The following is a 14,596-nucleotide window of genomic DNA, read 5'->3' as shown; positions in this document are numbered from 1 at the left end:
CGCCGCGCGCACGGTGGCGCTGCGCGGCACTCAGGGAAATCCTCGCGCCTCCATGGATTGACCGAACCATCGGGACGCGGCCTGAGCAACCTCCTCATGGTCGGGCGTACCGTCGCAGGCCCACGCGACGAAGCCGTCGGGGCGCACCAACGCTGCACTCAGGCCCAGCCGGTCCTTCGCGTCATCGGCGACATATGTGATCCGGTCGCTCCAGCGGCTTGCAAGCATCCGAAGCGACGCACGGGAGCCGAAGTCCAGCAATATCCCTTTCGCCGTCCTGAGACGTTCTCCGACCGTCGTCCCGTCAGCGAATTCGAAATCGGGAGCACTCCGGCCGACGAGCGGATGGCTGCCGCCGAGATCGTAGCGGAGCGAAATGCCGCGCACGCGCTCGGCGAAATAGGTCGTACCGTCCCGCGTCCCGATGAGATCGCGAATGATGGCTTGAAGCGCGCGGGTGCTCGGCGTCGGCCGCATGATCGCGACCTGCGCGCGCGACCAGTCGAGGATTTGCGCGCCCACAGGATGCCGCTCGCGCGAATAGCTGTCGAGGAGATCGGCCGGTGCGCCGCCGCAGATCGTCGCCGCCAGCTTCCAGCCCAGGTTCATCGCATCGCCAAGACCAAGATTGAGGCCCTGGCCGCCCAGCGGCGAATGGATGTGGGCAGCGTCGCCCGCCAGGAGCACCCGCCCTCTGCGATACGTGGTTGCCTGATGGGCCCGATCCGTCCAGCTGGCGGCGAGCCGAAGCGCCGTGACGGTGACGTCGGTGCAGGAGACGCGACGCAGGACGCTCTGCACATGCTCGCGTGTGATCGGCTCGGTGCGGTGGAAAGCTCCGCCGTCGAAATCGACCATCGCGATCGTCCCGGGCTGCGCATAGGTATACATGCCGGCGGGCGTGTAGTTGCGGCCCGGGCGAAGCCCGTCCGGATCGGCCAGCTCGACATCGATGGAATAGCCCGTGAACTCGGGGTCGGTGCCGACGAAGTCGAAGCCACCGATCTTGCGTACCGTGCTGCGGCCGCCGTCGCATCCGACAAGCCATCGTGCCCGGAAGGTCTCGCCGGCCGCCTGCACTGGCACGTCTTCGCTCGAGGCGACAACGGCATTCACGGCAAAACCGCGCCGGATCTCGACGCCCATGCCGCAAGCGCGCGCAGCCAGAACGGATTCGAGCGTTTCCATATCGACGGCGAGGTTGGCATCGGCCGACGTCGGCAGACGCCAGGACCACTTCGCGGCATCGATGTTGTCCTGATAGAATTGGATGCCGGCGAAATGACCCGCGGGCCGTCGCGTCTGCTGCATCCAGTGGGCTGCACGCTTGATCGCGCCTGAGGCAAGCTGCTGTGCGGCCACGATCACATCCAGCAGGCCACGCCGGTGAAAGGCCTCGAGTGTGGAGATCGAAAGACCGCGCAGGCCAAACGGGAGTTGCTTCAGGGCCGAATGCGAATCTTGCGATTGCTCCAGCACCAGAACCTGGAGACCGGCGAGCCGCAACTCGCACGCGAGAAACAGGCCGACGGGACCGGCACCGGCAATGACGACGTCGTATGGAATTGAAGATTGATCGGGCATGGGACGCTCCTGTGGTCGATGTTCGACCGGAGCGTTCCCTGGGCCTGAGAATCACACGGACGAACGATTGGGCGCCTTGGTGGCGTCCGATGTTCGTCGCGGGGATCTCGTGCACAAGGCCAAAGACCAGAGCTTTCGTTACCGAAAGGACTTGGGCTTACCAGACCAAGTCTGCCTTTTCCGACAGAAGAGATATAGTTTCGTGACGATCGATCTGCAACGAAAAAGGCACGGCGCTTGCGGCGCCGTGCCTTTCACATTCATGTGGCTCGGATCAGCTGTAGATCTCGAACAGGCCGGCGCCGCCCTGGCCGCCGCCGATGCACATCGTCACCACGCCCCACTTCGCCTTGCGGCGCGCGCCTTCCTGGAGCAGGTGGCCGGTGAGACGTGCGCCGGTCATGCCGAAGGGATGGCCGATCGCGATCGAGCCGCCATTGACGTTGTACTTGGCGGGATCGATGCCGAGCTGGTCGCGGCAATACAGGCACTGGCTGGCGAAGGCCTCGTTGAGCTCCCACAGATCGATGTCGTCGATCTTGAGGCCGGTGCGCTTCAGAAGCTTCGGAATCGCGAACACCGGGCCGATGCCCATCTCGTCGGGCTCGCAGCCGGCGGTCGCCCAGGCGACGAAACGGCCGAGCGGCTTGAGGCCGCGCTTCTCGGCGTCCTTGGCTTCCATCAGCACGACGGCGGCGGCGCCGTCCGAGAGCTGGCTGGCATTGCCGGCGGTGACGAACTTGCCGGGGCCCTTCACCGGCTCGAGCTTGGCAAGGCCCTCCAGCGTGGTCTCGGGCCGGTTGCACTCGTCACGGTCGACGACGTAGTCGACGATGCTCTCCGCCTTGGTCTGCTTGTCGACGACCTTCATCTTGGTCTTCATCGGGACGATCTCGTCCTTGAACTTGTTCGCCTGCTGGGCCGCGGCCATGCGGCGCTGCGATTCCAGCGAGAACTCGTCCTGGTATTCGCGGCTGAGCTTGTAGCGCTCGGCGACGATGTCGGCGGTGTCGATCATCGCCATGAAGATGTCGGGCGCGACCTTGAGCAGTTCCGGATCGACCCATTCCTTCGGCGAGCCGCCGCCCGGAATGGAAATGCTCTCGACGCCGCCGGCGACGATGCAGTCGGCGCCGTCGGAGCGGATCGAGTTGGCGGCCATCGCGATGGTCTGGAGCCCCGAGGAGCAGAAGCGGTTCACCGAGACGCCGGCGGTGGTCTTCGGCAGGCCGGCGAGCAGCGCGGCCTGGCGGCCGATGTTCGGCGCGCCGTGGGCGCAATTGCCGAGGTAGCAGTCCTCGACATAGTCCTTGTCGACGCCAGCGCGATCGACCGCGTGGCGGATGGCGTGGGCCGCGAGCGACATCGGCGGCGTGATGTTGAACCCGCCGCGGCCGGATTTCGCGAGGCCCGTGCGCGCATAGGAAACGATGACGGCTTCACGCATTGTTTTCTCCCTTGTCGAACGATTTTGAACGGAGCGTCCTGGTCGCCATTGGTACACAAAGTTGGAGGGCTGCGGGAGAAATAAAAACGCCGCCCCCGGTGAGGGAGGCGGCGTTGTTCCGCGGGTCGGAATATATGATACGCGTCATTCCGGGGCGGCTCGAAGAGCCGAACCCGGAATCTCGAGATTCTCAGGTGCGCAATTGCGCACCGGAGTTTACTCTTCGCGTGCCCCGGAATGACGGAGTGTCAGAACGTCAGCGCCTTGGCCTGCTTGACCTGCGGCAGCGCCTGCACCTTGGCGAGCACGTCGGCCGGCACCGCGCCGTCGACCTCGACCAGCGCGATGGCGTCGCCGCCCAGCTTGACGCGGCCGAGATGGAAGGTCGCGATGTTGAGCTTGGCGGCGCCAAGCAGGCTCGCGAACGCGCCGATGAAGCCGGGCTTGTCCTCGTTGGTCACGTAGATCATCGACTTGCCGAACTCGGCATCGACGCGGATGCCCTTGACGTCGACGAGGCGCGGCTTGCCGTCATGATACACGGTGCCGGAGACCGAGCGCTCCTGGCGCTCCGTCGCCACCGTGACGGTGATCAGGCTCTCATAGTCGCTCTGGGCGGCGCGCACGATCTCGTCCACCACCATGCCGCGCTCCTTGGCGACCACGGGCGCGGACACCACGTTGACCTCGCCCAGCATCGGCCGCAGCAGGCCCGACAGCACGGCGGAGGTGATCGCCTTGATCTTCATCTCGGCGACGTGGCCCTCATAGGTGATCTCGACCTTGAGGATGCCGCTCTCGGTGAGCTGGCCGGCGAACGAGCCGAGCTTCTCGGCGAGCGCGATGAACGGCTTCAGCTTCGGCGCTTCTTCCGCCGTGATCGAGGGGAAGTTGACCGCGTTCGAGATCGCGCCGGTGAGCAGATAGTCCGACATCTGCTCGGCGACCTGGAGCGCGACGTTCTCCTGCGCTTCGGTGGTGGAGGCGCCGAGATGCGGCGTGCAGATCACGTTGGGATGGCCGAACAGCACGTTGGTATTCGCGGGCTCCTCGACGAAGACGTCGAAGGCGGCGCCCGCGATGTGCTTGGAATTCAGCGCATCGACCACCGCCTGCTCGTCGACGAGACCGCCGCGGGCGCAGTTGATCAGGCGCACGCCCTTCTTCATCTTGCCGATCGCGGCAGCATCGATGATGTTCTTGGTCTTCTCGGTCAGCGGGGTGTGCAGCGTGATGAAGTCGGCGCGCTTGAGGAGGTCGTCGAGATCGACCTTCTCGACGCCGATGTCCTTGGCGCGCTCCGGCGACAGGAACGGATCGAACGCGACCACCTTCATGCGCAGGCCGAGCGCGCGGTCCGCGACGATCGAGCCGATATTGCCGCAGCCGACCACGCCGAGCACCTTGCCGGTGATCTCGACGCCCATGAAGCGGTTCTTCTCCCACTTGCCGGCCTGGGTCGAGGCGTCGGCCTGCGGGATCTCGCGGGCGAGCGCGAGCATCAGGGTGATGGCGTGCTCGGCGGTCGTGATCGAATTGCCGAACGGCGTGTTCATCACGATGATGCCCTTGGCCGTGGCGGCGGGGATCTCGACGTTGTCGACGCCGATGCCGGCGCGGCCGATCACCTTGAGGTTGGTTGCCTTCTCGAGGATCTTGGCGGTCGCCTTGGTCGCGGAGCGGATCGCGAGGCCGTCGTAATTGCCGATGATCTCGGCGAGCTTGTCCTTGTCCTTGCCGAGATTGGGCTGGAAGTCGACCTCGATGCCGCGATCCTTGAAGATCTGCACGGCGGCGGGCGAGAGCGCGTCGGAAATGAGAACTTTGGGTTTGGTCATGGGAATGATCCTCTACCTTCCTCGCAAAGAGGGGCGGCCTTCGGGAGCAGGGTGATGCTGTTTCTTCTCCCTCTCCTCGTTCTTACGGGGAGAGGGTTGGGGTGAGGGGCAGCCACAGGCGAAGGTACTCGCGGAGAGAGCCCCTCACCCGGATTGCTGCGCAATCCGGCCTCTCCCCGTAAGAACGGAGAGAGGCTAAGAAAGCTCACGCCGCCTTGGCGAGCTGCGCCTTGGTCTCGGCGAAGGCCCAGTCGATCCACTGGGTCAGGAGCTCGACGTCCCTGGCCTCGACAGTGGCGCCGCACCAGATGCGCAGGCCGGCCGGTGCATCGCGATAGTAGGCGAAGTCGTAGCCGGCGCCTTCCTTCTCGACCAGCGCGACCAGCTTCTTGGAGAACTCGGCCTGCGCGTCGTCCGAGAGCGCGGTGAGCGCGGGATCGATGAACTTCAGGCACACCGAGGTGTTGGAGCGGATCGAAGCGTCCTTGGCCAGGAAGTCGATCCAGGGCGTCTTCGCCTTCCAGTCGGCCAGCACCTTGGTGTTGGCGTCGGCGCGCGCGATCAGCGCCTTGAGGCCACCGATCGACTTGGCCCAGTTCAGCGCATCGAGATAGTCCTCGACACAGAGCATCGACGGCGTGTTGATGGTCTCGCCGACGAAGATGCCTTCGTTGATCTTGCCGCCCTTGGTCATGCGGAAGATCTTCGGCAGCGGCCAGGCCGGCTTGTAGGTCTCGAGCCGCTCCACCGCGCGGGGCGACAGAATCAGCATGCCGTGCGCGGCTTCGCCGCCGAGCGCCTTCTGCCAGGAGAAGGTGACGACGTCGAGCTTGGCCCAGTCGAGGGCCTGCGCGAACGCCGCCGAGGTGGCGTCGCAAATGGTCAGGCCTTCGCGGGTCGCGCTGATCCAGTCGGCGTTCGGGACGCGCACGCCTGAGGTGGTGCCGTTCCAGGTGAAGACGACGTCCGACTTCGGATCGACCTTGGAGAGATCGGGGATTTCACCATAGGCCGCATTGAGCTTGGTGACGTCCTTGAGCTTCAATTCCTTGACGATGTCGCTGACCCAGCCTTCGCCGAAGGATTCCCAGGCGAGCGTGGTGACGGGCCGCGCACCAAGCAGCGACCACAGCGCCATCTCGACCGCGCCGGTATCGGAGGCCGGCACGATGCCGATGCGATAATCGGCCGGCACTTCAAGCACTTCGCGCGTCAGATCGATCGCGAGCTTGAGCTTGGTCTTGCCGACCTTCGCGCGATGCGAACGGCCGAGCGCTGCGTCCTTGAGATTTTGGGCATTCCAGCCGGGGCGCTTGGCGCAGGGGCCGGAGGAGAAATGCGGCACGTTGGGCCGCGAAGCGGGCTTCGCTACAGTCATATTCTACCCTTCCAGATAGTAAGCCTCCCGTTGGGGGGAGGTGTCCCGCCGCGGCTGATACGGGAAACGGGAAGAGTCGTCAAGGAAGTTCCGGCACCTCACGCGCGAGTGATGGCGCTTCCGGCGCGATATCGGGGGATTCAACCCTGGCGAGCGCGTTCAGCAGATCCGTGGCCTCGCTGATCAGTTGCGCGGCTTTGCGTCGGCTGCCGACCTTCAAAATGCATTTGTCATTGGCCTGCACAACGTAGTCGTTGTCGACCTTGATCATCGAATAGCTTGTCATCGAAATCCCCGAACCGACCGAGCTCGGTGTCTGACGCTGCCGTAGCACCGTTCGTTCCCGGCTCAACGTGAACGACGGCTGGGTAGTTTACCGGCTCTTAACATGAACGAATGCGCGATCCGAATTCGCTGATTACGCAAGGCGCGCGACCGGAGCCCCATTCCGATACAATCGGAATGGGGCTCTTGATTTTGGTGTTGACGCGTTTTCTTTACGCGAACCGGTATCCACTTCGCTCGAAAACGCTCTTACTGCCTCAAAAGCGGACAGTCATGCCGACATGACTCGCTGTGAATCCGAGCCGCTTGTAGAAGCGCTGCGCGTCTACTCGCGTCTGATGCGTCAACAGCTCGACCAGGTTGCAGCCACGCGCTTTCGCTTCCGCGATGGCCCATTGCACCAATTGCTCGCCGATGCCGCGGCTGCGACAATCGGCGGCAACGCGCACGTCTTCGAGCAGACCGCGGATGCCGCCTTGCGAGCTGATGCCTGCCAGCACAGCAAGTTGCAGGCAGCCGACCACCCTGCCCTCGCTCTCGGCAACCACCAGCGCGAGATTTGGATCGCGCTCGACCCGCGCGAACGCCTCGTAATAGGCGGCAGGCAGCGGCTCCTCCACGCGCTCGCGGCCGCGCCCGAGATGATCGTCGGCGAGCATCGCCACGATCGCAGCGACGTCCTCGCGGCGTGCGCGACGAATGGAGACGGATTCGGCGTTCATACGGAAACTCCAGGACTCAGCGCGCCGGCGGCAGGCCGAGAAAGGTCTCGACTTCGCCGATCCAGCGGCGGACCGCCGCGTAGCGACCAAGATCGAAGCCGCCCTCATGCGCGACGCGCGTATAGGCGAGCAGCGAGACGTCGGCGAGCGAAACCGCTTCGCCGGCGAAGAAGCGGCTACCGGAGAGATGCTGCTCCATGCGGTCGAGCGCCGCATAGCCGCGCTTGACCTTTTCGGGATCAAGCTCGGAGGCGTCCTTGCCGAGATAGACGAGCTGAAAGCGGCACACCGCGATATAGGGCTCGTGGCTGTACTGCTCCCAGAACAGCCATTCATCCATCTTGGCAGCAGTAAAGGCGTCGCGCGGGATCAGCGCGCTGTCGCGGGCGAGGTAGCGGATGATGGCGTTGGACTGCGCCAGCGTGCGGCCGTCGTCGAACGCAACGGTCGGCACCTGGCCGGCGCCGTTCATCGCCAGAAATTGCGGCGTGCGCGTCTCGCCCTTGCGGGTGTCGATGTCGATCCAGTCGTAGGGCAATGCGAGCTTGTCGCAGACCCACTTCACCTTGAGACAATTGCCGGAGTTGGTATCGCCGTAGATCTTCATCGCTGCCGCCCCGCTTCGGAGCGACAGAGCATCAGGACGGAGGGAAACTGTCAACCGCGCTGCGGCGATCCAGCGTCAGAACTTGTAGCCGAGTCCGACGCGCGCATTGTTCAGCGTCACCGAGGTGTTCATGACCGGCGAGAATTTCACGTATTCGTATTCCACGCGCGCGAACAGACCGTCCCAGATGCAGTATTCGACGCCGAGGCCGGCGGTCCAGCCCACCGCGAATGCGTTGGTTCGACGCTGAGTCTGCGACTGAGACTGAGCCGGAACGGCCTGCGGCGCTCCGAAGGTGGTCGTGGTCAACGTGGCGCCGCCGACGACAATCGTATTCGTCACATCCTGACGCAAATCCACAATGCTCGTCACCGAGCGGGACACGTCCATTCGGCCAACCGCAGCGCCCATGAAGGCATACGGCATGAAATCGCCGCCGTCCCAACCCACCCGGCCCCGGAGCGTGATCATGTCCTTGACTTTCGCCGCGGCAGTGCCGGTCAGCGTCACGTCATAATTGTCGGTGACGTTCGCAGCGTGTGCGTCGCCGGGCGGGTTGACGATCGTGAGCGAGTTGGTGCCCGACGTGAGCGTCGAGAGGTTGTTGAAGTAGCTGTAGGTGCCCTCAAGACCGAGAATGGCATCGTACCATTGCCAGTTGCGGCCGACGAAGGCGCCGAAATTTGTGCTCTGCGTGTTGGTCTTGTTCATCAGCGACCAATTCGCGGTCGGCTGCTGCAGCACGCTGTCGCGGAAAATGAAATTGGTCAGGCCGACGACGCTCTGGCTGAAATCGGTCGCGTCGGCCGTGTAGCCGCCATTGACGCCGACATAGGCGCCATCCCAACGATGGGACGTCTTGGACAGACCGTCGGTGAAGCCGCCGCGCAGGACGGGCAGATCCGGCATGTCGGCCGCGTGTGCGGCGGATACAGATCCGAACACCGCCGCCACCAACCAAAGCCTACGCATTGCAACGCTCCAAATCGAACTCGAACTTTCGCCATGATCATGGCTCGTTAACCTTAACCAATGGTTGCGCCGGAGCCCTTCGTCGCCGCGAGCAATGAAAAATACGCAAAGCAAAACGGCGCGGGATGATCCCGCGCCGTTAAGAAGTCCTAACCGATGAGGCTGACGATCAGCCCTTGGTGACGAGCGGCGGCGGCACGTAGGCCGGCGGGCTGTTGAGATCCCAGCGCACGCCGAGCTTGAGGTCGTGCGAGGTGAGCTCCTTGAGCTTGATCGAGGTCGGGCCCGAAGCGCTGTTGTCGAACAAGCGGAAGTTGCCGGGCGCCGCGTCGCCGAGGTTCATGTAGCTGTAGGCCAGTTCGACGGTGAACCCGGGATTGACCTTGTAGGCGAGACCGGCGTGGGCGGCCCAGGCGAAGTTCCACTTTCCGCTGTCGGCGAAGTAGGCAACGCTGGCGCTCGGGGTCGGGGTCAGTGCGGCGAGATAGGCAATGCCGTCGTCGCGGAAGCCGCTGATCTTGTTGTAGGAGCCGCCGACACCGGCGCCGATGAACGGGGTGATGCACCACCAGGTGCCGAGATCGACATAGGCGTTGGCCATGACGACCCACTCGGACTTGCTGCCGCTGTAGTTGTCGGAACCGACGAAGCCGGGCCCAATGACGTTGTCCGCACCATGCAGGTTGGCCTTGCCCCGGTACTGGCCGATCACGTCCGCACGAAACCAGTTGTTGAAGCGATAGCCGACGCCGAGGTCGAACAGCGGGGACGAGTCGAAGCCGAGTCCCTCCGTCGTCTTCGTAAACCCGGGCGCTACGGTGGCCTCGATGCTCTTGGCGCGCTGGTTGGTCATGCCGATGTCACCGCGCAGATACCAGCCGCCGAAGTCGGCGGGCGGAGCCGGCGGCGCGTACATGGGAGGGGGCGCCGCGATCGGCATATCGGCGGCGAACGCCATCGACGAGATCAGGGATGCCGCACCCGCGGCAAGGAGAGACTTAACGCTACGCATTGGCTTCGTCCTTATGGCCGGTGAGGCAAAATGCAGACGCCTCACGTTCTGGAAACTCACGGCCCGGACGATGGCAGCAAATGTTTAAGCGCCACTTAACCCTAATTTTTAAGGTTGATTTTTTCTGACTGTACACGCGGATGCGGCGGAAGCGTTGCAAAAATGCAGCGCCCTTTGTCCTCATTTGCTAACGATGTATGAAGCCGCGTTGCTGCAAAAAAGGATCTGTTAACGCGCGTGCCGCGGCAGTTTTGGCAGGAACACGGCGAGCAGCCCGATCGCCGGGAGGTAAGCGCAGACCTGATAGACGAACTCGATCGAGGTGTGGTCGGCGAGCTTGCCGAGCACGGCCGCGCCGAGGCCTCCGATGCCGAAGGCGACGCCGAAGAACACGCCGGAGATCATGCCGAAGCGGTGCGGCACCAGTTCCTGCGCGAACACGATGATCGACGACGTCGTCGACGAGATGATCAGGCCGATGATGACGCTGAGCACCGCGCTGGCGTGGAGCCCGGCATAAGGCAGCGCCAGCGTGAACGGCAGCGCGCCCAGAATCGAGATCCAGATCACGATCTTGCGCCCGAAGCGATCCCCGAGCGGACCACCGAGAAACGCGCCGACCGCGTTCGCGGCAAGGAAGACGAAGAGATAGATCTGCGCGGCCTGCGTCGACACGCCGAAGCGGTCGATCAGATAGAAGATGTAGTAGCTCGACAGGCTCGAGACGTAGAGCTGCTTCGAGAACAGCAGGGCCACCAGCACGAGCAGCGCGACCGCGACGCGGCGCGAGCTCGGCGCGTCAGGATGGGCTTGAACCGCCGCCGTCTTCTTCGCCTTGATCTGCGGCGCGTACCAGCGGCCGATGCGCCAGAGAACGACGATGGCAAGGAACGCGATCGAGGAGAACCAGGCGATGCTGCCCTGCCCGAACGGCACCACGATCAGCGCCGCCAGCACCGGGCCCATCGACGTGCCGAAGCTGCCGCCGAGCTGGAACACCGATTGCGCGAAGCCGTAGCGGCCGCCGGAGGCGAGCCGCGCGATGCGCGCGGATTCCGGATGAAACACCGCCGAGCCGAGACCGACCAGCGCAGCGGCGACGAGGATGACGAGATATTGGTGCGCGGCGCTGAGCAGCAAGAGACCGAAGAAGGTCGAGGCCATGCCGATCGCCAGCGAATAAGGCTGCGCCTTCTTGTCGGTGTAGTGCCCGACCACCGGCTGAAGCAGCGAGGCCGTGAACTGGAAGGCCAGCGTGATCATGCCGATCTGCGCGAAGTCGAGCGCGTAGGTGTCCTTCAGGATCGGGTACACCGAGGCGATCAGCGACTGCATGGTGTCGTTGAGGAAGTGCGAGAAGCTGATGCCGGCGAGCACGACATAGGCCGGCCCCGCAGCCTTGGCGGCAGCGGGCGCCACGTCGCTGACGACGACGGGCTCGGTCAGCGTTTCCGCAGGTACGACGACAGGCTTGTTCAACGGACCAATCCCGGCAGGCGCGGCGAACCGCCGCATCCGCTAGTTACGATGCAAGCGGCGGTGGAACCACCGCCAAACGTCGATGGCTGGGATGCGCTCGTCTGGCCCTCTCCCCTTGTGGGAGAGGGTGGATCGCCGCGCAGCGGCGAGACGGGTGAGGGGTCTGCCTCCGCGAGTCGATCTAGCAGCTGTGGTCGGGGATAGAACCCCTCATCCGGCGCTTCGCGCCACCTTCTCCCACAAGGGGAGAAGGAAGAGCTCAGGCCGCCGCCTGTCCGAGCGCCGAGACGATGGTGTCGACGACGTCCTCGACCAGGATGCGGTCCTCGCCTTCGCCCATGACGCGGATCACGGGCTCGGTGCCGGAGGAGCGGATCAGCAGGCGGCCATGGCCGTTGAGGCGCTTCTCGCCGTCGGAGATCGCCGATTTGACGTCGGAATCGTCGAGCGGCTTGCCGCCCTTGTGCCGGACGTTCTTGAGGATCTGCGGCAGCGGATCGAAGCGGTGGCAGACTTCCGACACCGGCCGGCGCGACTTCTGCACCACGGCCAGCACCTGCAAGGCGGCAACGAAGCCGTCGCCGGTGGTGGCGTAGTCGGACAGGATGATGTGGCCGGACTGCTCGCCACCGAGATTGTAGCCGCCGCTCAGCATCTGCTCGAGCACGTAGCGGTCGCCGACCGGCGTGCGCACGAGATCGAGCCCCTGCCCTTTCAGGAAGCGCTCGAGCCCGAGATTGGACATCACGGTGGCGACGATGCCCGGCCGCGACAGCCGGCCGTCTTCCTTCCAGCTCTGCGCGATCACCGCGAGCAGCTGGTCGCCGTCGACGACATGGCCGCGCTCGTCGACCAGGATGACGCGATCGGCGTCACCGTCCAGCGCAATGCCGATGTCGGCGCGCATCTCGCGCACCTTCTTCGACAGCGCTTCCGGCGAAGTCGAGCCGCAATCCTTGTTGATGTTGAAGCCATCGGGCTCGACGCCGATCGGCACCACGTCGGCGCCCAGCTCCCACAGCGCTTCCGGCACCACCTTGTAGGCGGCGCCGTTGGCGCAATCGACGACGACGCGCAGCCCGTCGAGCGACAGATCGCGCGGCAGCGTGCGCTTGGCGAATTCGATGTAGCGGTCATGCACGCCGTCGATACGGCGGGCGCGGCCGAGGCTCGCGCTCTGCGCCAGCCGCTTGTCGATGGGCTCGTCGAGCAGCTGCTCGATCTGCTTCTCGACGTCGTCGGAGAGCTTGAAGCCCTGCGGACCGAACAGCTTGATGCCGTTGTCCTCGAACAAATTGTGCGAGGCCGAGATCATCACGCCGAGATCGGCGCGCATCGACTTGGTCAGCATCGCAACCGCCGGCGTCGGCATCGGGCCGACCAGCAGCACGTCCATGCCGACCGAGGTGAAGCCGGCGACCATCGCATATTCGATCATGTAGCCGGACAGGCGGGTGTCCTTGCCGATCACGACCCGATGGCGGTGGTCACCGCGCTGAAACGCAAGGCCCGCGGCCTGGCCGACCTTGAGCGCGAGCTCCGGCGTGATCAGTCCGTTGGCGCGGCCCCTAATCCCGTCCGTCCCGAAATATTTGCGGCTCATATCGTCCCCCACGCAACAACCAGGGAATCCCCTCTACAACCACGGAGTGCCCGAACGGGCCCCGCATCCCTGATTTGCTGAGGTCTTATAAGGCCATCACGGCTAACTTGGCTTCAAAAAATGTGATTAATCATTACGGAATAGGGGCCGCCTTCGCCCCGCTAACTAATTGTTAACACTATATTTCCCGTTAGGGAACCGAAATGGGGCGGAACCCGCCCCTATTTGGAGCGCTTCACATGGCCGTCGCCGCGGCTCGGCGCCGGCTGGGTGACGTTGACGGGATCCGAGCCCGGGAAGGTCTCTTCGAGGCCCTCCTCCAGGGCGTCCTCGAGATCCTTTTTCTCCTTGATCTCTTCCGGTGTCGGTGCGGCGTGCGGTCTCGTCATGGCACCCTCCTCTCAAACGATTTGGCTGTGCATCCAACCATGCTAGATGACCCCTCGATCTTCCGATGCAAGACTTTCGGATACGAGACGGGCCCGGGGACACGTTCATGAAGCACATCACCTGTATCGACGATCTTCGCGCGCTGCATAAGCGCCGCGTGCCGAAGGCGTTCTTCGATTATTGCGACCGCGGCTCCTATGCCGAGGAAACGCTGCGCGCCAACCGCGAGGACATGCAGGCGATCAAGTTCCGCCAGCGCATCCTGGTCGACGTCTCCAAGCGCGACACCTCGACCACGATCCTCGGCGAGACCTCGACCATGCCGCTGGTGCTCGCGCCCGTGGGCCTGCTGGGCATGCAGCATGGCGACGGCGAGATCCACGCCTGCCGCGCCGCACAGGCCGCCGGCATCCCGTTCACGCAGTCGACGATGTCGATCTGCTCGATCGAGGACATCGCCGCCAGTGTCGAGAAGCCGTTCTGGTTCCAGCTCTACGTGATGAAGGACCGCGGCTTCATCAAGGCGCTGATCGAACGCGCGATCGCGGCGAAATGCTCGGCGCTGGTGCTGACCGTCGATCTCCAGGTGATCGGCCAGCGCCACCAGGACATCAAGAACGGCATGACCGTGCCGCCGGAATGGTCGCTCTCGAAGCTGATCGATTTCGCCACCAAGCCGGCCTGGGTGTCGGGTGTGTTGCAGGGCAAGCGCCGCACCTTCGGCAATCTCGCCGGCCACCTGAAGGTCAGCGACGACATCACGTCGCTGTCGACCTGGATCAACTCGCAGTTCGACACCTCGCTGAACTGGAACGACATCGATTGGATCCGCAGCATCTGGCCGGGCAAGCTGGTCCTGAAGGGCATTCTCGACGTCGAGGACGCCGAGCTCGCCGCGAAGACCGGCGCGCAGGCGATCGTGGTCTCCAACCATGGCGGCCGGCAGCTCGACGGCGCACCGTCCTCGATTGAGGTGCTGCCCGAGATCGTCGATGCCGTCGGTGACAGGATGGAGATCATGTTCGACGGCGGCATCCGCTCCGGCCAGGACGTGATGCGCGCGCTCGCGCTCGGCGCAAAGTCCTGCATGATCGGCCGCGCCTACGCCTATGGCCTAGGGGCCGGCGGCCAGGCCGGCGTCGCCAAGGCGATCGACATCATCCAGAAGGAACTGCTGACGACCATGGGCCTGTGCGGCGTCAACAGGATCGAGGAGATCGACGATCACATCATCGCGGTGTGACCGCAGCGTCGGTGCCGTAGGGTGGGCAAAGCGAAA

The 14,596-nt window shown here is 64.4% G+C and carries 13 protein-coding genes; 1 reads left to right on the top strand and 12 read right to left on the bottom strand.

Annotation, left to right across the window (positions count from 1 at the left end):
• Positions 1–30 precede the first annotated feature (30 nt).
• The 12 genes from AAFG50_RS06945 to AAFG50_RS06890 all read right to left on the bottom strand — a co-directional run bounded on the left by AAFG50_RS06945 (position 31) and on the right by AAFG50_RS06890 (position 13,316).
• A complete protein-coding gene (locus AAFG50_RS06945; protein ID WP_028174709.1) occupies positions 31–1,584 on the bottom strand; it encodes an FAD-dependent monooxygenase in 1,554 nt (517 codons plus the stop codon).
• A 274-nt stretch (positions 1,585–1,858) separates the two neighbouring features.
• Complete coding sequence (locus AAFG50_RS06940) at positions 1,859–3,031, bottom strand: thiolase family protein (RefSeq protein WP_028174708.1); 1,173 nt, start codon at positions 3,029–3,031, stop codon at positions 1,859–1,861.
• 248 nt (positions 3,032–3,279) lie between these two features.
• Positions 3,280–4,869 (bottom strand): phosphoglycerate dehydrogenase, encoded by a 1,590-nt coding sequence (gene serA, locus AAFG50_RS06935; protein ID WP_028174707.1) that lies wholly within the window; start codon positions 4,867–4,869, stop codon positions 3,280–3,282.
• Positions 4,870–5,074: 205 nt separating this feature from the next.
• Positions 5,075–6,247 carry a phosphoserine transaminase gene (locus AAFG50_RS06930; RefSeq protein ID WP_011090137.1) on the bottom strand — a complete coding sequence of 391 codons (1,173 nt, stop codon included), beginning with the start codon at positions 6,245–6,247 and terminating at the stop codon, positions 5,075–5,077.
• Positions 6,248–6,326: 79 nt separating this feature from the next.
• A complete protein-coding gene (locus AAFG50_RS06925) occupies positions 6,327–6,518 on the bottom strand; it encodes a hypothetical protein (RefSeq protein ID WP_231166627.1) in 192 nt (63 codons plus the stop codon).
• A gap of 271 nt (positions 6,519–6,789) precedes the next feature.
• Positions 6,790–7,254: a GNAT family N-acetyltransferase gene (locus tag AAFG50_RS06920; protein WP_028174705.1), complete on the bottom strand. Its 465-nt coding sequence runs from the start codon at positions 7,252–7,254 to the stop codon at positions 6,790–6,792.
• A 16-nt stretch (positions 7,255–7,270) separates the two neighbouring features.
• Positions 7,271–7,861, bottom strand: a complete 591-nt coding sequence (locus AAFG50_RS06915) for a glutathione S-transferase family protein (protein ID WP_011090139.1) — start codon at positions 7,859–7,861, stop codon at positions 7,271–7,273.
• Positions 7,862–7,936: 75 nt separating this feature from the next.
• Positions 7,937–8,833: an outer membrane beta-barrel protein gene (locus AAFG50_RS06910; protein WP_011090140.1), complete on the bottom strand. Its 897-nt coding sequence runs from the start codon at positions 8,831–8,833 to the stop codon at positions 7,937–7,939.
• 169 nt (positions 8,834–9,002) lie between these two features.
• On the bottom strand, positions 9,003–9,845 hold the full coding sequence (locus tag AAFG50_RS06905; RefSeq protein ID WP_028174704.1) for an outer membrane beta-barrel protein: 843 nt from the start codon (positions 9,843–9,845) through the stop codon (positions 9,003–9,005).
• A 228-nt stretch (positions 9,846–10,073) separates the two neighbouring features.
• Positions 10,074–11,324: an MFS transporter gene (locus AAFG50_RS06900; RefSeq protein ID WP_028174703.1), complete on the bottom strand. Its 1,251-nt coding sequence runs from the start codon at positions 11,322–11,324 to the stop codon at positions 10,074–10,076.
• Between the two features lie 259 nt (positions 11,325–11,583).
• Positions 11,584–12,927, bottom strand: a complete 1,344-nt coding sequence (gene glmM, locus AAFG50_RS06895) for a phosphoglucosamine mutase (protein WP_028174702.1) — start codon at positions 12,925–12,927, stop codon at positions 11,584–11,586.
• 221 nt (positions 12,928–13,148) lie between these two features.
• Positions 13,149–13,316, bottom strand: coding sequence for a hypothetical protein (locus AAFG50_RS06890; RefSeq protein WP_165448176.1), 168 nt, complete (start codon positions 13,314–13,316; stop codon positions 13,149–13,151).
• A gap of 107 nt (positions 13,317–13,423) precedes the next feature.
• On the opposite strand from AAFG50_RS06890, the gene AAFG50_RS06885 reads away from it, so the two are divergent.
• Positions 13,424–14,560 (top strand): alpha-hydroxy acid oxidase, encoded by a 1,137-nt coding sequence (locus AAFG50_RS06885; protein WP_011090144.1) that lies wholly within the window; start codon positions 13,424–13,426, stop codon positions 14,558–14,560.
• Positions 14,561–14,596 lie beyond the last annotated feature (36 nt).

The organism is Bradyrhizobium sp. B039 (assembly GCF_038965675.1).
In the GTDB taxonomy this organism is placed as follows: domain Bacteria; phylum Pseudomonadota; class Alphaproteobacteria; order Rhizobiales; family Xanthobacteraceae; genus Bradyrhizobium; species Bradyrhizobium diazoefficiens.
The sequence above is the reverse complement of the archived record's forward strand: the minus strand, read 5'-3'. Positions and strand labels throughout refer to the sequence as shown.

Coding starts and splice junctions, on each gene's coding strand:
- AAFG50_RS06930 (WP_011090137.1), bottom strand. CDS start 6,247: ATGACTGTAGCGAAGCCCGCTTCGCGGCCCAACGTGCCGCATTTCTCC.
- AAFG50_RS06890 (WP_165448176.1), bottom strand. CDS start 13,316: ATGACGAGACCGCACGCCGCACCGACACCGGAAGAGATCAAGGAGAAA.
- AAFG50_RS06905 (WP_028174704.1), bottom strand. CDS start 9,845: ATGCGTAGCGTTAAGTCTCTCCTTGCCGCGGGTGCGGCATCCCTGATC.
- AAFG50_RS06910 (WP_011090140.1), bottom strand. CDS start 8,833: ATGCGTAGGCTTTGGTTGGTGGCGGCGGTGTTCGGATCTGTATCCGCC.
- AAFG50_RS06940 (WP_028174708.1), bottom strand. CDS start 3,031: ATGCGTGAAGCCGTCATCGTTTCCTATGCGCGCACGGGCCTCGCGAAA.
- AAFG50_RS06945 (WP_028174709.1), bottom strand. CDS start 1,584: ATGCCCGATCAATCTTCAATTCCATACGACGTCGTCATTGCCGGTGCC.
- AAFG50_RS06915 (WP_011090139.1), bottom strand. CDS start 7,861: ATGAAGATCTACGGCGATACCAACTCCGGCAATTGTCTCAAGGTGAAG.
- AAFG50_RS06920 (WP_028174705.1), bottom strand. CDS start 7,254: ATGAACGCCGAATCCGTCTCCATTCGTCGCGCACGCCGCGAGGACGTC.
- serA (WP_028174707.1), bottom strand. CDS start 4,869: ATGACCAAACCCAAAGTTCTCATTTCCGACGCGCTCTCGCCCGCCGCC.
- AAFG50_RS06885 (WP_011090144.1), top strand. CDS start 13,424: ATGAAGCACATCACCTGTATCGACGATCTTCGCGCGCTGCATAAGCGC.
- AAFG50_RS06925 (WP_231166627.1), bottom strand. CDS start 6,518: ATGATCAAGGTCGACAACGACTACGTTGTGCAGGCCAATGACAAATGC.
- glmM (WP_028174702.1), bottom strand. CDS start 12,927: ATGAGCCGCAAATATTTCGGGACGGACGGGATTAGGGGCCGCGCCAAC.